This is a genomic window from Dictyobacter formicarum, from assembly GCF_016587435.1.
This window is the reverse complement of the sequence record NZ_BNJJ01000010.1, coordinates 47,599-64,549: the sequence shown is the minus strand read 5'-3', so window position 1 is coordinate 64,549 and position 16,951 is coordinate 47,599. Positions and strand designations below refer to the sequence as shown.

Sequence of the window (16,951 nt, the reverse complement as noted above, 5' to 3'; positions counted from 1 at the left end):
CAGGTAGATCGAATACTCTATGTCTATTAGACGTACTAATAGAACGTGTAAGTGGCCCGATCATTTACGTAGGATTTTTTGCGGCTTGGTTTGAGCGTGATGCGCATTTTTCATTCTTGCTATCACAAGAAGGAGCGTGGCCATGTCATCTTCGTCGTTACATATCATTGTGATTGGTGGTGGAATCGGTGGTTTATGTCTGGCCCAGGGTTTAAAGGGCGCTGGCGTCAGTGTGGCGGTTTATGAGCGCAATCCCACCCCGACCGATTGGTTACGGGGCTATCGTATCCATATCGATGCGGTGGGGAGCCGCTCGCTGCATGAGTGCCTGCCTCCAGTGCTGTGGGAGGCCTTTCTGGCTACGGCTGGCAGGTCGAGTGCTGGCTTTGGCTTTATCACCGAGCAGTTAAAGGATCTACTGGTCGTCTCGGAAGCTCGCCTGGCCGGGAAGGACGCCAATCCGGTCAATGGACAGTATCCGGTGAGCCGCATTGCCTTGCGCCATCTGTTGCTGGCTGGCCTGGATGATGTGGTGCATTTCGATAAGACCTTTGAGCGCTACGAGTTGCAACCGGAGGGCAAGGTGACGGCCTTCTTTAGCGATGGCAGCTCGGCCACAGGAGATGTGCTGGTGGGGGCGGATGGCGCGAATTCCAGGGTGTGCAAACAGTATCTGCCTCAGACGCGCCGCATTGAGACGGATGCGCTGGCCGTTGGTGGTAAGCTGATGCTGACGCCTGAGACGCGGGCCTGGCTCCCGCAGCCGTTGCGGACGCGCATGAATATCGTTATGCCCCCTAAAAAATATTTCATGTTCAATGCGGTCTTTGACCACACATATGCCTCTCGAGACGAATTAAGTGGCGTGGGCAGCAACCTGCAAGCCGCTGGCCTGGACCCCGAGCTGCTCTTTGCCGATACCAGCAACTATATCCTGTGGGCCTTTATTGCTCATGTAAATGCTTATCCCGCGGGCACACAGGAGCTGACCGGTTTGCCCCTGCAGAAGCAGGTTCTACAAATGATCAAAGGCTGGCATCCCGATCTGCGCCGACTGGTCTCTGATTCAGACCCGGCCAATGTGGCGCCGCTCAGGCTCAAGTCTTCGGTCCCGATTGAGCCCTGGGAAAGTTCGCGCGTGACCGTGCTGGGCGATGCCCTCCACAACATGACTCCGGTAGGAGGTCTGGGGGCAAACATGGCTTTGCGCGATGCGAGCTCGCTCGCAAGCACGCTGGCGGCCGTGCAGCGCGGCGAGGTCCAGCTGCTGCCTGGCATCCATGACTACGAGGCTGGCATGATCAAGCATGGCTTTGACGCGGTCCGTGAGACGCTGGGCAATACCCGGCGTGCCACTGCCGACAGCCGTCTCGAGCGCGGCGCGGCCCGGACCTGGTTCCGGCTCTGTAGCGCGGTCCCCTTCTTCAAGCAAAAAATGTTTGGCACTCACGAGCCAGAGTAGAGCGGGACTTCCACGCACTGATAACAAAAAGGATGCGTTCCTTATTAACCACACTCAGGAGCGCATCCCTGCTAGACCGCATGTACAACAACTTCTCGCTTCAACTTCTGAGCCTGCACTTCGTAGCGCCAGATGGGCACGTCGCGCCACTCCCAGGGAGACAGGACCAGGGTTTCCAATGGGATGTCGCTACACCAGTAGGCAAGCCCATATTTGGTGGCGCGATGCCCGATCACAGCAACCGCTTTACCATCGTATTCGCGCATCAGCTCACGCAAGAAGGATCCCACGCGCTGCACCACCATCAACACGCTCTCGCCGCCCGGAAAAGGCTCCGTAATGTACCGGCTGAATCCCTCATCGATCTGGGCGACCGGATACTGCGTCATGCTGCCATAATCACACTCGCGCAGTCGCGCATCCAGCACAATTGGCAGCCCACGTCTCCCAAAGGCAATCGCCGAGGTCACCGCCGCCCGCTGTAGATCCGAGCAAAACACTGCATCCAACTTTTCAGCCGCATAGTGCCGTCCCAACTCAGCCGCCTGCGTACGCCCCGCCACCGAAAGCGGCACATCAGCAAAACCCGATCCGCGTCCAAGCTCATTATCAACACTCCTGGCATGAGGAGAATAAAATAAAGTTAACATATGCTCATTCCTACCCTCAATCTCAAAAAATATACCCAAACACACCCGGCTTCAATTCCGCATATTACAACCATTTTAATACAAAGAAAATAAAACAACAAGAAAATGCTGGGTGTATAGATTATTGCTGTTCTCGATAACTGACCATTTGGACAGATCTTTTGCCGCTTGCTTCTGCTATAGTAAAGCTGCTCGCCACGCCGGTCGATGACAGCAATGGCGACATATATAGTCGATATAGAATCCTGCCCGTTGAAGCACAATTGCACCTACAAATCATTTTTCTTGTTGCTTTCGATGGCTTGTTTCGTGCCTACGCTCTCGATCTGGGCGATCACCAGCGTGCGCAACTGCGTGACCCAATCCACTTCGACCTGCCAGAGCTGTTCGCGGTGCTGCATGGATTGCAGGGCCAGCTCGCGGAAAACAGCGTGGTCTTCCTCGATCTCGTGCATCAGGTTGCCTGCATGGGTCTTCAGGTGCAGGATGCAGGCCTGGCAGTAATTAAGGTAGTGATTCAAGAGGTGCAGGCGCTCGCGCGCTTGCAGCAGGTCCAGGTAAGGCACCTTGAGGTGAAATATGCGCTGGTAGTCTCCGATGTTGGAGGAGGTGTCCATCATGACCTGGTAGAAGCGTTTGCGCCCGGACTCGGTGATCGTAAATGTGCGCGCCTGCTGCTCGCTCTGCCCATTATGAGGAGATTGCGCGTCGCTTGTACGCGCGATCAAGCCGGTCTGCTCCAGGCGGTTCAGCAAAGGATACAGCGTGCCGTTGCTGATCTTTGCCCACGGCCCGATCATGTCATTGGCGATTTGCGCAATCAGATAGCCATGCAGCGGAAAACGCATCAGCAGGGATAGCACAATTAATTCATACATTCCAACGCCCCCCGGACAGTATTTCTCACAGACCTGATAAAACCTGTCTGCACCTGTATGAAACTTATTATAGAAATGCCACGCGTGAGCGTCAAGCTCATTGGCGCTATCCCTCTTGATTTACTTCTCGCGTTGTACCCATCCATAGCCACAGGCGCAGAGTGCAGCGAGACCTAACAATAGGGCACTGCTGGCAATACCGGCCTGCAAGCCCAGCCAGCCAATAACAAGGCCACCCAGCAAGGGACCAAGGATCTGGCCAGTGGCGAAGAGGGCTGTGAGCGTGCTGTAGCTGATAGCATATGCGCTATCTGGCACGGCACGCTTGAGCAGAACCGTGATCATCAGCGGTGGACCCAGCAGGGCCGAGAGCCCGACCAGTGCCGCTCCTATGTATTCGATCAGTGGCATATTCGTCAGTACGACCAGCGATCCTAGCACACCCAGTGCGAGAGGAAGCGCCAGCGTGAAACCGCTTGGCCGGCGATCAAGCAAGCGACCCCAGATCCAGGAGCTCACGGACGCCGCCAGGCCAATCGCGGCCCACACAAAACCAGCGTAAAGGGTAGGGACACCTTGCTGAGTCAACAAGGAAATAAAAAACGTAAAGTAGGTGATATAGCCACCGCCAAATCCCAGAAAGGTCAGGGAGAGCCAGAGCAAACGCCGGGGGAGAAAGAGCGGCCGTAGGGTCAGCCAGATAGACGTCTTTTCTGCACTCACTACACTGCTATCCATGCCTTTAATGACCGGGCGCCGCATCGTTTGTCGACTCCTCGCCATATAGAAGCCCAGCGCCGCGATAATGCCTGCGCTACCCATTACCAGCCACACCAATCGCCAGCCCAGCGTGGTCCCAGCCGCAATGATGGGTGGGGCAATCAAACCAGAAAGCATCAGTCCTAGCGCGCCTCCCATCCAGATCATACCAGAGGCCTGCCCACGCTCACGTGGATAGATGCATTCCAGCGAGAGCGTCATCGTCAATACGGTGGCAATGGCAGCAAACAGGCCATTGCACAGTCGCCAGGCACCTAGTTGCCAGCTATTCATACTCAAGGCGGCGCCAACCATCGTGACCTGAGTCCCCAGCAAAGCCAGCAGGTTCAACCGCTGCTGATTCCTGATGCGCGCCAGCAACCACGGCATCCCTAGCGTCCCTAGTAGATAGCCAACAAAATTCAAGGTCGCCACCCCACTCAGTGTGCTATATGTGACATGTAGATCCGCCTTTAGCGCGGGCAACAGCAATCCATAGGACAGCCGGGCAAAGCCGAGCAGCGTAGCAAAGACAAAAGCAGCCCAGCCCGTAAACCAGCTTAACGCGTGCTGATACCTCGTCGCCTCTTCCTCAGTCGCCTGGCCTTGTTGTTCCGGAAGGCTTTTTGCAAAGCTAAACATCCTTATTTCTCCTCTTAAGCGCATTCCTGAAATACACTGAACCATTGAGAGCTTGCTGATTGCGCTCATTGGTGCTATACTCATATCACGAGACAGAACAGTTCTGTCTCCTTACAAAGCAAATGATACAAGACAGTTCTGTTCCGTGTCAAGAGAGGGAAAAAAATGACTGCGGCTCCATCGTCTGCACGCCAGCGTATTCTGGATGTGGCAACGGATTTGTTTTATCGAGAAGGTATTCGGGCGATCGGTGTTGATACCATTGTTGAGCAATCAGGCGTAGGGAAGGCGACGCTCTATCGGCATTTTCCCACCAAAGAGGATTTGATTACAGCCTACCTGGATGAAAAAGAACATGATTACTGGCAGCAGTATGATGAGGTCCTGGTGCAGCACGAAGGGTCGCCCCGGGAACAGTTGCTGGCGTTTGTGGATACCGTTGTCGCCAGGCTGCTGCAACCCGACTACCGTGGCTGTACATTCTTAAATGCGCTGGCTGAGTTTTCTGACAAAGAGCATTCTGTCCACCGTCATGCGGTTGAGCACAAGCTTGCCCTCAAAAAACGTCTCTTGCAGCTAAGCCAGCAGGCTGGTGCCAGCGACCCCGAAATGTTAGCCGATCAATTGATGCTCCTGATCAACGGCGCGCTGGCTTCCGTTTCCACATTCGGCGCGACGGGCCCCACCTCCCAACTCAAACCCCTGGCTACCCAACTCATCGACCAACAAATCCAGCCTTAACGATTTTCAATCGAGGGCGCACTGGGAGACAAAAGCCTGAACACAAGTCTCCAGAGGCCCATGACTTTAATCCGCTCCAGGTCGCCTGCTATGCCAACGGCGACCTGCTTCGTCAAAGGGGGCGCTACTGTGCAGGACCGTATGTTGATCCGCTTTTTTTTGATTATACATTGCGCCTTGAGCTTACCTGGGGCTCAGCACTTGCATCCCAGAAGATAATGCGCGTGGGAGTAATACGTATCAAAGCGGGACTCATACCGGCACGCAGGACCGGTCCACCTTCGGGGATGGCCTCGGCATGCCCGCGTATCTCCAGGCTCCGCGTCTTCCATGGCGGCAATACGTCGTCTACCAGAAAAGATGCCAGACCGTTGCGTGCGATATTGCGAAACTTCTGCGACGTCTCCATGTCGTAGCCGCCAATATCAATGGTATCGAGCTCCGCATTATAACGGAAGCCGACCGCTGCGACCTGTGGCTCGCCACGCTGATTCACAGTCGCTAGCCTACCCAGCTTTTGTGACTGCAAATACGCTAACTCTGTCTCTGAAAACTTACTCAATGTTCACCTCGCTACTCTATAACTATGCATCATCTCGCCATACTCCATCTGGCGAAACCTTTGCGATCCTGTATTTCTATTTTTAATGCTTCTTACTTACCACCATATAGCTAATCTGGTATGTGCTATTGCCCACCAAAAACGCTAAGCAACCCTTGTACTGTGAAGTATAGCCTGCTACTTCTGCATAAACACTGCTCATTAGCACAGCATAGGGCCTGTCCATCCGGGCAGTCGAGCTTGCGTTCGTCTAGTCCCCTGGTTGTCGTGGACCACGCATCATGGACCAGAACGGGATCAGGCTGCCCGGATCTTTGCCGGAAGCCACAATCTGAAAACCATGATGCTGATAGAATCGGACGTTATCAGCCACAAAGGTTTCTAGATAACAGGGTAGCCTCACTTGTTTGTGGTGGTATCCACACCGCGACTCCATTGATCTGTCCACTGGTCGTATACACCACACTCGCGGCACGCACCAGTTGCGTAAAAAGCCAGTTAAACAGGGTGCGACGCGTGGCGGGATCGGGAATGGTATATACATTCAGAGGATCATTGGCAAACGCTTGCTCCAATATCTCGCCTGCCACAACAGTATCCTCTTTTTGCAGCACTATAATTTCTGGAGTTTTAGACAATATTCCGCTCTCCTCGATACTATAGTCTCGCTATACACATACAGCTTGATCTATTATAGATCATTATGCTCCTACTGTATGCTCCAACCTTTCGCATGCTTATAAGCGAGCAAATAAAACGTTCCATTATTCGGCATAGACAACTAATGTAAAATTCCCCTTAACCTCTTCCCGATAAAGTGTTATAGTACAATCGGTAACATATATTCTGTTATTTGACCTATGTATTATTTTGATCTATATGGACTACATAGAGGGACACAAATACTATGAATATGACGACCAGTGAGCAGGCCCAACATGTCGTTGGATTGCTGGCGCAGGGGCAATTTCCGCAGGTGGAGGCTTTGGCGGCAGAATCGATAAAACCGTTTTTACTGGCTGCTCAGCTGGCAGCAAACTGGCGCTCTCTTGAGCAGCAACTGGGCGCGTTTCAGCAGCAAATGTTCATTCACACCGTACAGACACCCCAGATGTCCGTTGAGGTAGTGACCTGTGCGTTCGCGAAGATGCCATTCGATATTAACCTGATCTTCAATCCTGAAATGAAAATCATTGGCCTGACGATGACGCCTGTGGGGACGCTGGAGCAGCAAGCCAACCCGCAGTATACGCCGCCGCCATACGCCACAGTTGATCGCTTCATGGAGCAAGAGGTCCAGATTGGCTCCGGCGAGTGGGCCTTGCCCGGCACGCTGACGCTGCCGACCGGCCCGGGGCCTTTCCCTGCCGTGGTGCTGGTGCATGGCTCTGGTCCTCATGATCGCGATGAGACAACCCCGCCCAACAAGCCTTTCCGCGATCTGGCCTGGGGACTGGCCTCCAACGGCATTGCGGTCCTGCGCTATGATAAGCGTACGAAAGTATATGCTGCGGAAATCTCCCCTCTGGCCTCTACGTTTACGGTGCAGCAGGAGGTCATTGAGGATGTTTTGTTGGCACTCGATCTATTATGCGAGCGCCCTGAGATAGATGGCCAGCAGCTCTTCGTGCTTGGTCATAGCCTGGGTGGCTATCTGCTGCCACGCATCTTGAGTGCTCCAGCCGCCTCCATGGTATGCGGGGGGATCATCATGGCCGGCCCAGCGCGTCCGCTCGAAGATATCATGCTAGACCTGGTAACCTATATTGCCTCGCTCAGTGACCAGACACCAGGACAACAGCAACAACTGGAGAAGTTGGCCAGGAAGGTGGCCCGTGTCAAAGATCCCCAGCTCACACCAGCCACGCCCGCCTCGGATCTGCCCCTGAACGTGGCGGCCGCCTACTGGCTCGACCTGCGCAACTACCATCCCGCAGAGGTAGCCCGCCATCTTCCCCAGCCGCTCTTGATCTTGCAGGCCGGAAACGACTATCAGGTGACACAGGCGGATTTCCATCTATGGCAACAAGCGCTCAGCCAGCGCACCGACGTAACCTTCAAAGCATATCCCGACCTCTACCACCTCTTTATGCCCTCTGAACCCGGTCACAAAGCCACGCCCGTCGCCTACACAATCGCCAACCACGTCACCACCCAGGTCATCAACGACATCAGCACCTGGATCAAACAACATCAATAACCACAAAAACCATATGAAAAATGACTCGTAAAAGCGCCCCTTGCGGGCGCTTTTACGAGTGGGAAGGACAAATGCACTATAATGTCTGACCGCTATCGACGGTGATGATCTGGCCGGTCATTATTTCTTGTTCGAGGGCCGAGCAAATCATGTGGGCGATATCTTCGGGGGTAGCGATGCGCTGCAGCAGCAGGTTGCTGCTCAGGCGCTGCATCTGTTCTTCGCGGCCAGCCCACCAGCGAGTCGCGACAGCCCCGGGTGCCACGCTATTCACCCTGATCTCCGGTGCCAGCGCTCGGGCCAGCGATTTGGTCAGACCATGCACGGCCGCTTTGGAGACGGCGTATGGTAGTGAGGAGCCGGCCCCGGAGAGGCCGGCGATACTGCCAACGTTGACGATGGCTCCCTGCTTCTTCTGCTTCATCAGTGGCGCCACCGCCCGCGCGCAGTAAAACATGCCTTTGACATTGATCCCATACAGCTCATCCCAGACCTCTTCAGTGGCCGACTCCAGATCATTCATTGGGATGTGGCGCGTGATGCTGGCATTATTAACCAGCAGATCGATGGTTCCAAATTGCTGCGTGATCTGCTCGACCATGCTGCGTACCTCTTCGTCCCGAGCCACATCGGCCCGGATGGCTATGGCGCGCCCGCCCGCCTCTTTGATAGTCTGCACTGTTTCATCGGCCTCGGCTTGCGAACGCGAATAGTTCACGATGACGATGGCTCTCCGCTGTGCCAGCGCGATAGAGGTTGCCCGACCAATTCCGGTCCCTCCACCAGTCACCAGCACTACCTTGTTGGTCAAATCCATGCTTGTCTCCTCCTTTTCTTCACTACCACAAGCATACCAGGACACAATATATTGATCAATATAAATTAAATGAATATATCATTCATTATTTCTGATATATCGCCTGTGAACATTTAGGAGGAGATAAACATAAAATGTATTGCCCCTTGCGGGCGCCTTTCACCCTTCCATCTGATGACCAAGCAATGGCCCGACGATCTGTACAAAGCGGGCGGCGGTTTGCGCGCCCCAGGGAAGGCGAAGCAGCGGCCGGAGGCGCCTCAATAGTTCATGCACAAATTGCAGGAGCTCTTTGGTCTTGTGCGCGTCATCACTCAGATCCTGTAACCAGAACAATACCAGGGCCAGTTGCAGGCCATAGAGGATAGTAGCCACATCATCTATCTGTGTGGCACGGGGAGCATCCCTGGCACCAATAATCAAGGCGCAATAGCTTGCCCGGGCGCGGCGGCGCACCTCTGCTCCTTCGACTCCAAAGACTCCCGCCCGCGAGAGGGGATTTAAGGCTGCCCCAGACAGGGCGGTCAGGGTCAGCCGATGCGGCGCCATTACCACTAACAGCTCATGCATGAGGATATTAAAACGGTCGGCGATGGATACTGCTGGCAACAGATTTACCTGCTCTTCCAGTTGCTGCGCCAGCCAGCGATAGAGTTCCAGAACCAGATCTTCTTTGCTGGCGAAATAGCGATAGGTAAGTCCAAGCGAGCATTCAGCCGACGCCGCGATGTCCCGCATGGTTGTCTTTTCATAGCCGTTGCTGGCAAAGAGCTGCAGGGCCGTATCAATGATGCGTTGCCGCGTCAGGGCCGCTTTTTGAGTGAGCCGAGCTGGCTCAGAAGATTTCATCCGCACGGTACAGCACGTGCTGCGGCGGTTCCCGGTCTTCCCCCTGCCAGCTTTTGCCTTGCACGTTTTGCTAGGAGAATTGTCAAGCGTAGTGCTGGATAGCCAGCACCTGTTACCTCAGCGTCTAACTGGTGCGCACTTCCTATTCGCCTATACCCAACTCGACCAGGCGCTCCACCACTTGCTACACAGGCCAAACATCCACACAGCCAGGTAGCGTAGCACACACTATCCTGACCGTTGCCCTATTGACAAAAGAAAACTGCTAGCCGTATAATTAATAGAAAGACCATCTATTTATTAATTCAAGGAGAAGCAATGGCCCGAACCGTCAAACCTGAAGAATTTGCTGCGAAGCGCGGAGAAATTCTGGATGCAGCCCAACGCCTGGTGCTTACCAAGGGATACGAGCAAATGTCGATCCAGGATATCCTGGACTATGTGCGCATTTCCAGTGGAGCATTCCATCACTACTTCGACTCGCGCCGGGCGCTACTGGACGCGCTCATTGAGCGAATTCAGCAAGAGTCGGAAAAGCCGCTTCTCCCCATCATCCATGATCCCCAACTGAATGCCATCGAAAAGCTCCAGGGCTTCTTCGATACGCTGGACCGTTTGAGAAGCGCCAGAAAGGCCGATGTAGTCAAGCTGGTGCGAGTCTGGTACAACGACGACAACGCTATCGTCCGCCAGAAAGTGGACGATGCGGTGCTCGCACAGCGCGCGCCGCTGCTCACCAAAATCGTCCGCCAAGGAATCCAGGAAGGCATCTTCACCATCAGCCATCCAGACAAGGCTGGCGAAGTCATCCTGTCCCTGCTGCAGGGCATGGGCAATACCCACGCCAGACTACTCCTCTCATTAGAGCATGAAGCCAACGAGCAGCGCAACGTCGAAGAAATCGTCTCTACCCATGCTGCCTATATGGAGGCGATAGAGCGCGTGTTGGGCGCGCCCCCCAATTCCTTACATCGCACCGACGCCGCAGCGGTGAAAGTCTGGATAGAGGCGATACGAGAGAACAGCGACCATGCATAAGGCAGCCAGGATGGCCCTGATCATAAATTCATCGAAAACGACTCGTAGAAGCGCCCTCTCGGGGTGATTCTATCCTTCATGATCGAAAAATGAATAATTTGACCGATATGCTACTCGACATAGCGAGCCAGCTTCTCCAGTGACGACTGCGTGCCAACCTCATTGTCCTCGGGTCGAATGCCCGACGGAAGGTCCTTGAATAAGATAGACACTGTTGTTCCGTCGTTTTCGGCCTCCAATGTGACCACCATGATCATCTCTCCTGCGAGGGCCGGGTCGACCGAATCAAAGGTTATCGCTTCAACGATTCTTTCAGGTGGCGTAAGTTCCACGAACCGTGCAGTATATCTATCTTCTCTCTCTGAGGTCTTGCCGCGAATGGTTTTTTCGGATGAAGGATAGTACAGCGACATCTGATAACCTCCACCAACTCTGTAGTCGAAACTATGGACCTCGCCGGTCATATCTCCAGGTACAAGCCAGACAGCCAGGGCTGCAGGATCGGTAAAGGCTCGATAGAGCGCTTCAGGCGTCGCCTTGATAAATTTCGAGTTTCGCGTGCTGGCACGCGAGTGCGCATCTGTCATGGGTGTATCCTTTCGCAATCTAGTCGGGAGTAGCACTCAATCATCATACGGGCGTTTACAGCCTACCATAGATGCCTGGGAGACCATACCCGCCGAGGGCTAAGGAGAGCTCTCCTCCGTGGTGAATCTCGTGTTCGAGCACATGCCAGATAATCCACTGCCTCGTGAACGAGGGAAAGTGCTCCCGCTCTTCTTCTCTCAAGGCTGCTGGAGGTTGGAAAACATGCCCAAGATCGGCGGCAGTCCAGCGGGCAAGGGCCTCGGCAATCATGCCCCAGGTGGACTCAAGCCCGGCAACCAGTTCAGCGGCCCCAAGCTCGGGCTGCTCCACTTCATCCGCAGGGTCCCAGTGCGCGATGGGGGCAAGATAGGGACTTCCCTCACCCATCCACACCTGGAACCACCAGACCCGGTTGGCGATTATATGTTGGGCCACCATCCCGATCGTCCATTGATGCGATGCGGCGGGTAACGCCAGTTGTTCGGGAGTAAGAGGCGCGGTGGTTTCGATAAGGCTCTGTTGATAGGTCTTCCAACCTGTGTAGAATGTCATAAGTGAGGGTGTTTGTTCCATCATGTGCTACTCCATGCTATGATGATGTACCACCATGAGTAGTGGCATAATCATCATAACATGGAACGCAGGCACAAAACTTCTCCTATCTTGCGCAGATTTTCCATGCAGGCTTTTACTGATGTGTTTATTCGCCACCAAAAGTAGACCAGATTCTTTCATCTCCTATCCTCTCATGATCAAATAGGAATCATTCACCTATATAGAGATTTCTGTTTACTTTGGTGGCTTTCTGCCTGCTTTCTACGAAGTAATTATGATAAGATGGGAGAAACGCGTTTGGAATGGTTTCCTGGTGTTCGCCACATACTGCTGCTGACTAATGAGAGAAAGCAAGAAAGATGTTAAAATCGCCTCATCCTCCTTAACACCATAGTTGGTGTATTAAGGAGAATAAATAGAAGCTTACTGCAGCAGAATTTAAGCACGCCTCAATTCTGCTGCAGTAAGCTTTGCACGAGAGAGTAGACTGGATAAATGAGCAAAAAACAACGTTTTTTAGCAGACCCCAACCTCCGTCTCACTGATTTTGCCTACTTGTTCCTGGTGCGATGTCCCCGCTGCCAGCGGTGTGCGCGCGTCGTGCCAGAGCCAGATACCACAAGAGAGATTATCAGCCCGTACTTTGTCAAACGCGTACGCTTGCTCTGCTCATCTTGTGGTGCCATCAGAGAAAAGGATAAATGTACCCGCATGCAAGTGGGAGGCCCTTGCGATTGGTATTTCTACCTCCCTCTTTACTTGCAAATTCCCTGCTGCGGACATGTACTGTGGGCTCTCAACCTTGAGCACTTATGCTATCTTGAAGAATATATTCAGGCTGACGTACGAGAAGGTCCCACTATAAGAAGTATCCACGTAACAACTACATATGATATAAATATGACTGCCAGGCTCCCCAAATGGATGAAAAGCGCAAAGAACAGAAAAGAAATTATCAAATGCATTCACAAATTGAGGGATTCCATTATCTCATGATCACTCCCTACCTATCTATGCCAATAAGTGATCATCGACGCTGACATACACAGATATAGACATAGACAAAATGGTGATATTCCTTGCGCGAAACATCCTGGCATGATAGGATGGGCACATGGCTTGTCTCAATTGTATTTAAGGAATTTAGAGGTAGATGATTACGTTTATTAAACGATTATTCAATATGCGCATTGTCCGCTATGGGCTGGTGGGCGGCGTTGGAATACCTGTAAATGTTCTGGCGCTCTTCGTTTTTCAACATCTCCTGGGAATTTTTCACCTCACTGTCAACTTCTCCTTCATTGGTTACCACTCGACAGTTAATCTGCTCTATGCCCTGGCCTCGGCATGTGCGTTTGAAGTAAGCACCACTATCAATTTCCTGCTCAATCAAATTTTTACGTATGGCGAGCAAAAACTTCAGGGATGGAGCTGGGTTCAGCGCGCACTGAAAGCTCAGTTAACCAGCCTTTCAGCACTGTTACTCTCCTTTACAATCGGCCTGGTACTCGTCTATGGGCTTCATGTTAACGAATATATCGCTAACCCGATCGGCATTATTGTCGTCTTTATCTACAACTTCTTCATCTCGAAGCGATTCGTTTACCGGCCAACCACGACGGTCGTCGCTGAGTTGCTGGACGCAGAAGATCAAGATTCAGGCAAAGTAGCCATCGCTACGTCATACAGCGATCAACAATAACAACGAAAAAACGTAGGTGCGGGCCTCAGCGCCCGCTTCCTTCCCCCACTGCCCATGCCTTCAACCCATAACGCTCACCCCCTAATACCAAAGTGCGTTCTGTGATAGATTAAAGAAGTGTGCCTTCAAAACAAACAGGGAAGTCGAGAGATATGGAACAGGAACTTCAAGATCAGCTTCTCAGAGTGCTTGAGAAAAGCGATGCGTATCAGGCTCTTCGCCAGGTGGTGCTCGCATGGAAAGCATCCGGGATGAAGCAGCAAGCCGTGTTAAACGTATTTGAGCAGGTTCGCCAGCGCGTAGTCGAGCAAGAGGCGAAAGAGGACGTCCTGCTGGATGTCATGGATTGTATCGTCGGCTATTGTGCTTCTGAGGCGCGCTTATTTGAGTCCACAGAGGACTGACCATTCTTTTCCAGTAACGACTCCGTTCTATGATGTTTTTTCCGCATTTCAGAATTAGTACTTAGAACGCAACTTGGTATCTAACATCTCTCTGTACGGAAAGTTTCGCCTGTTATTATTGCGATACCAATGGCTCGCGCACCTTCAAGCTCTGTCGCAAGGCGTTGATGGCCAGGCATAGCGCCAGAACCATGGCACCGAGAGCCAGGATGACCCAGGTGAGGTTGCCCATGCTCAGGCCGGCATCGCTCATGGTAAATTGGGGGACGCTACTCCACAACGCGGCTATCCAGTATATGGTTGCGCCGAAGGAGATGCCCATGCTTAGTAGCGTCGCTGCCATAAAGATGCGCACTATATGGAATACGCGTGGACCAGTGTCACTGCGCGAGACGGCGAGCGCGATCATGGTGCTGACTAGCAGGATCACGAATGTGAAGAGTGCTGACCCGACGAAGACACCTGCCATGGCGATCAGCAACGCCAACCAGAGAGGCTGGTCCGCAATGTGTGGTGGACTACCAACGATGAAGCCGAAGAATACAATGTAGAGCGTCAGGCACAGCGCTATCAGCAGCGTGCCAACCACCAGCATACCCATGTGTCGCTTCGTGGGCAGGAACAGTTTGATCAGGTTGTGTTCGCTGGCACGGGCGTATTTGACAATGCTATAGAACACCAGGCCGCCGCCCAGCAGCGTCGCCAGCGCGACGATGTTCATGCTGATCGAGATTATTCGATAAGCGATCCCGACCTGCGGGTGGGCCTGGGCTACAGTATTGAAAGGAGCGACTGGATCGCTGGTACGCATGAGCGTGAGGTAGCCAAGGGCAAAGAGCACAAAGGCGCAATAGGTCAGGATCGTCGAGCGGCGCATGATGATGCCTCCTCCTTCCATGGACAGTTGCTCGGCCACCATATCTACAATAGCCCGCGTAAACAGAGCTGGCCACAGGCGCAATACACCGACGGTACCATGTTGTACGTACTCCTCCTGACAGCATTGACGCAAAGTGCGCAGAACCTCATCCTCATATTCCCGGCGAAACACCGCCGGCCCCAGACACAACAGCCAGCGATACAGATACACCGAGAGCCGAACAATCCCGGGCTGTATAGACGACGACTTTGATACTCGTGACATATATTTATGCTCCCCCAAACATCGGTTTTATCGCGGCGTCACCTAGCAAGGGCTTTTTGCGCGCTACCTCCACTGCCTGTGCCAGGCGTTGCACCTCGGCCTGCGTCACCTGCAAACCCAATGCCGTTAATCGATAGTAGCGTCTCCGCTCGTCATCCAAAGCCGGATCAGGCCGCTCCTCCGTTTCCTCAATCAGACCATCCTCCAACATACGCTTAATCGAACGATAGAGCGTCGTAGGACCAATGCGCAGCTTCCCTTCGGTCTGCGCCGCAATCTCCTGCATAATGCTATAGCCATGGCGTTCACCATCGGCCAGCGCTAATAAGATATGAAACACCGCCGGAGTCAACGGTAATCTGACCTCCGACGCCTCTCCACCTGTGCTCATCTCATCGATCCCTCTCTCAAACATCGTGTTTTTTCACTTGACTATACCCAATATGGGTATATTAATTTAAAAACCACCTATTGTCAAGCGTTACCACAGCACACAGGCATCAAATGTGGAGCACGCATATTCGCTACCTGGCTGGTAAATTGACTCAAGGGTGGTCAGATTTTGAACTGAAGGATGGGAAATTGACGCGAATCATGGGAATCATCGGTTTACGTCCAGGCAGTGTCGCTCCCGATTTGGCTTCCTCCATCGATACCTTGTAAATTGGCTTCCTTTGTCAGGTTGGCACGAACCCTCTGGTACCTCTTTTTTGCTCCTCCTGTCCGCAAAATCCAAGCCGGGCTGCTTTCCATTCGAATGGAAAGCAGCCCGGAAAACAGAAAAACTTCGAAAAGATCCTTTAAAACTAGATCCTATTCCCAGGTGATTTTCTTGATGACCGGCTTGCCATCCTGAAAAGCCGGTCCTTCAATGCCGCTACTCCAGGAGACCTTCGGCGTAATCACAATATATGTGCCAGGACCCCGGAATCCCTCCTCAAGTTGCAGAATCTCGGCCTCTCCATGAAGCTTGATCGAGCGTGGCTCCAGGGGATCGAGCGAGCGTAGTTCATCAATAAGGAGCGACACCTTGCTCTGTCCGGCAGCGATATGTTTATACTTGCGGGTGCGTTCGAGAAAATACCCGCCAATATAGAAGCGCCCGTTCTCAAAGGCGAAGCCGACCGCGTCCGCATCAGGCTGACCAGTGACGGCCACCGTTGCCAGTCTGGCGAGTGGTTGTGTGTGCAAAAACGCGAGTTCTTGTTCTGAAAACATCTTTTTCCTCTTTCTCACAATATTTCTCTGCGAATATTTCTTGATAAAGGTTATTTTATTTCTTGATAAAGGTTATTTCACAAAATGTATGCCATGCCCTTTACGCGCGAAGGCAAAGATGAGACCGACGATAAGGGCCAGAGCAACCACCATCCCCGAACCAAGCCAATCCAACTTCAAGACCATCATGATAACTGCGCCCAACGCGACCAGGCCCGGGATGGGTGCGTAAATCCGCAGTACAGGGTTAGAGATGACCTTTCTTAGAGCGGGAGGGATCTCTCCCGCGGGTGCTGCTTGCGCTGCCACATGAATCGCCTTCATGCGAGGTCCGTTGATCACGGGTCCCAGGATACCCAGGAGAACGAGCAAGCCCAACGAAAGTTCGATCCAGGCATGCCCCCATCCCCATACCGAAAATGTCAGCACGAGGCCGCTGATGAGGATGAATACAGCGGAGACTGGCAGAACCAGGTCAATCACGCGGCTGAGCGTGAGCCATTCATGGACCTGGGTAGTCGTCTTCGCCGCTCGTAAGCGAAACATAACAGCTAACTCCAGGCTGAGAGCGATAAACAGGCCGATCACGCCTACAATGTGTAGCAAAAGTATATAAGGATAGAGTGTCATGATGTCCATCTCCTAAATGAGTGATGTTGCTTACCTTTGTTTGTTTGGTGACCTTTGGTAAGTTAAATGTATAATTTCACACAAGTTCGCTAGGGATGTGACGAACCTGGAG

At 52.9% G+C, this 16,951-nt stretch carries 22 protein-coding genes; 8 read left to right on the top strand and 14 right to left on the bottom strand.

The window, feature by feature from the left end; all coding sequences use genetic code 11:
- Positions 1 to 142: 142 nt before the first annotated feature.
- A complete protein-coding gene (locus JMI88_RS18330) occupies positions 143 to 1,462 on the top strand; it encodes an FAD-dependent oxidoreductase (RefSeq protein WP_201363381.1) in 1,320 nt (439 codons plus the stop codon).
- Between the two features lie 71 nt (positions 1,463 to 1,533).
- Here JMI88_RS18330 and JMI88_RS18325 read toward each other — a convergent pair whose 3' ends face one another.
- The 3 genes from JMI88_RS18325 to JMI88_RS18315 form a co-directional block, all read right to left on the bottom strand.
- On the bottom strand, positions 1,534 to 2,112 hold the full coding sequence (locus JMI88_RS18325) for a histidine phosphatase family protein (RefSeq protein WP_201363380.1): 579 nt from the start codon (positions 2,110 to 2,112) through the stop codon (positions 1,534 to 1,536).
- A gap of 269 nt (positions 2,113 to 2,381) precedes the next feature.
- Positions 2,382 to 2,990 (bottom strand): PadR family transcriptional regulator, encoded by a 609-nt coding sequence (locus tag JMI88_RS18320; RefSeq protein WP_201363379.1) that lies wholly within the window; start codon positions 2,988 to 2,990, stop codon positions 2,382 to 2,384.
- A 120-nt stretch (positions 2,991 to 3,110) separates the two neighbouring features.
- Positions 3,111 to 4,391 (bottom strand): YbfB/YjiJ family MFS transporter, encoded by a 1,281-nt coding sequence (locus tag JMI88_RS18315; RefSeq protein WP_201363378.1) that lies wholly within the window; start codon positions 4,389 to 4,391, stop codon positions 3,111 to 3,113.
- A 165-nt stretch (positions 4,392 to 4,556) separates the two neighbouring features.
- On the opposite strand from JMI88_RS18315, the gene JMI88_RS18310 reads away from it, so the two are divergent.
- Positions 4,557 to 5,132: a TetR/AcrR family transcriptional regulator gene (locus tag JMI88_RS18310; protein ID WP_201363377.1), complete on the top strand. Its 576-nt coding sequence runs from the start codon at positions 4,557 to 4,559 to the stop codon at positions 5,130 to 5,132.
- Between the two features lie 163 nt (positions 5,133 to 5,295).
- Here JMI88_RS18310 and JMI88_RS18305 read toward each other — a convergent pair whose 3' ends face one another.
- From JMI88_RS18305 to JMI88_RS18300, 3 genes are all read right to left on the bottom strand, one after another.
- On the bottom strand, positions 5,296 to 5,694 hold the full coding sequence (locus JMI88_RS18305) for a PPOX class F420-dependent oxidoreductase (protein WP_201363376.1): 399 nt from the start codon (positions 5,692 to 5,694) through the stop codon (positions 5,296 to 5,298).
- 250 nt (positions 5,695 to 5,944) lie between these two features.
- Positions 5,945 to 6,067: a hypothetical protein gene (locus JMI88_RS40140; protein ID WP_268906002.1), complete on the bottom strand. Its 123-nt coding sequence runs from the start codon at positions 6,065 to 6,067 to the stop codon at positions 5,945 to 5,947.
- The gene (locus JMI88_RS18300) at positions 6,060 to 6,332 is read right to left on the bottom strand and encodes a hypothetical protein (RefSeq protein ID WP_201363375.1); all 273 of its coding nucleotides are present in this window, start codon (positions 6,330 to 6,332) and stop codon (positions 6,060 to 6,062) included. Before JMI88_RS18300 ends, JMI88_RS40140 begins: the two co-directional genes overlap by 8 nt.
- A gap of 269 nt (positions 6,333 to 6,601) precedes the next feature.
- Here JMI88_RS18300 and JMI88_RS18295 point away from each other — a divergent pair, with 269 nt between their 5' ends.
- The gene (locus JMI88_RS18295; protein ID WP_201363374.1) at positions 6,602 to 7,894 is read left to right on the top strand and encodes an alpha/beta hydrolase; all 1,293 of its coding nucleotides are present in this window, start codon (positions 6,602 to 6,604) and stop codon (positions 7,892 to 7,894) included.
- A gap of 76 nt (positions 7,895 to 7,970) precedes the next feature.
- Here JMI88_RS18295 and JMI88_RS18290 read toward each other — a convergent pair whose 3' ends face one another.
- Together JMI88_RS18290 and JMI88_RS18285 are read right to left on the bottom strand one after the other, a co-directional pair.
- Positions 7,971 to 8,711 (bottom strand): SDR family NAD(P)-dependent oxidoreductase, encoded by a 741-nt coding sequence (locus JMI88_RS18290; RefSeq protein WP_201363373.1) that lies wholly within the window; start codon positions 8,709 to 8,711, stop codon positions 7,971 to 7,973.
- A gap of 159 nt (positions 8,712 to 8,870) precedes the next feature.
- Complete coding sequence (locus JMI88_RS18285) at positions 8,871 to 9,560, bottom strand: TetR/AcrR family transcriptional regulator (protein ID WP_201363372.1); 690 nt, start codon at positions 9,558 to 9,560, stop codon at positions 8,871 to 8,873.
- On the opposite strand from JMI88_RS18285, the gene JMI88_RS40725 reads away from it, so the two are divergent.
- Both JMI88_RS40725 and JMI88_RS18275 read left to right on the top strand, forming a co-directional pair.
- Positions 9,532 to 9,777: a DUF1731 domain-containing protein gene (locus JMI88_RS40725; RefSeq protein ID WP_373323886.1), complete on the top strand. Its 246-nt coding sequence runs from the start codon at positions 9,532 to 9,534 to the stop codon at positions 9,775 to 9,777. The two genes, JMI88_RS18285 and JMI88_RS40725, sit on opposite strands and share 29 nt — an antisense overlap.
- A gap of 101 nt (positions 9,778 to 9,878) precedes the next feature.
- A complete protein-coding gene (locus JMI88_RS18275) occupies positions 9,879 to 10,598 on the top strand; it encodes a TetR/AcrR family transcriptional regulator (RefSeq protein WP_201363370.1) in 720 nt (239 codons plus the stop codon).
- A gap of 110 nt (positions 10,599 to 10,708) precedes the next feature.
- Here the strand turns inward: JMI88_RS18275 and JMI88_RS18270 are convergent, their stop codons facing one another.
- The gene (locus JMI88_RS18270) at positions 10,709 to 11,185 is read right to left on the bottom strand and encodes an SRPBCC family protein (RefSeq protein ID WP_201363369.1); all 477 of its coding nucleotides are present in this window, start codon (positions 11,183 to 11,185) and stop codon (positions 10,709 to 10,711) included.
- A 55-nt stretch (positions 11,186 to 11,240) separates the two neighbouring features.
- Complete coding sequence (locus JMI88_RS18265) at positions 11,241 to 11,762, bottom strand: DinB family protein (protein WP_201363368.1); 522 nt, start codon at positions 11,760 to 11,762, stop codon at positions 11,241 to 11,243.
- A gap of 1,132 nt (positions 11,763 to 12,894) precedes the next feature.
- On the opposite strand from JMI88_RS18265, the gene JMI88_RS18260 reads away from it, so the two are divergent.
- Complete coding sequence (locus tag JMI88_RS18260; protein WP_201363367.1) at positions 12,895 to 13,443, top strand: GtrA family protein; 549 nt, start codon at positions 12,895 to 12,897, stop codon at positions 13,441 to 13,443.
- A gap of 152 nt (positions 13,444 to 13,595) precedes the next feature.
- Positions 13,596 to 13,847 carry a hypothetical protein gene (locus tag JMI88_RS18255; RefSeq protein ID WP_201363366.1) on the top strand — a complete coding sequence of 84 codons (252 nt, stop codon included), beginning with the start codon at positions 13,596 to 13,598 and terminating at the stop codon, positions 13,845 to 13,847.
- A gap of 115 nt (positions 13,848 to 13,962) precedes the next feature.
- On the opposite strand, the gene JMI88_RS18250 is transcribed toward JMI88_RS18255, so the two are convergent.
- Together JMI88_RS18250 and JMI88_RS18245 are read right to left on the bottom strand one after the other, a co-directional pair.
- Entirely contained in the window at positions 13,963 to 14,991 is a 1,029-nt protein-coding gene (locus JMI88_RS18250; protein WP_201363365.1) for a hypothetical protein, read from the bottom strand.
- Between the two features lie 4 nt (positions 14,992 to 14,995).
- On the bottom strand, positions 14,996 to 15,382 hold the full coding sequence (locus JMI88_RS18245; RefSeq protein ID WP_201363364.1) for a PadR family transcriptional regulator: 387 nt from the start codon (positions 15,380 to 15,382) through the stop codon (positions 14,996 to 14,998).
- A gap of 113 nt (positions 15,383 to 15,495) precedes the next feature.
- On the opposite strand from JMI88_RS18245, the gene JMI88_RS18240 reads away from it, so the two are divergent.
- Positions 15,496 to 15,654, top strand: coding sequence for a hypothetical protein (locus tag JMI88_RS18240; protein ID WP_201363363.1), 159 nt, complete (start codon positions 15,496 to 15,498; stop codon positions 15,652 to 15,654).
- Between the two features lie 150 nt (positions 15,655 to 15,804).
- Here the strand turns inward: JMI88_RS18240 and JMI88_RS18235 are convergent, their stop codons facing one another.
- A complete protein-coding gene (locus JMI88_RS18235; protein ID WP_201363362.1) occupies positions 15,805 to 16,209 on the bottom strand; it encodes a PPOX class F420-dependent oxidoreductase in 405 nt (134 codons plus the stop codon).
- Between the two features lie 72 nt (positions 16,210 to 16,281).
- Entirely contained in the window at positions 16,282 to 16,839 is a 558-nt protein-coding gene (locus JMI88_RS18230; RefSeq protein WP_201363361.1) for a DUF2269 family protein, read from the bottom strand.
- Between the last annotated feature and the right edge of the window lie 112 nt (positions 16,840 to 16,951).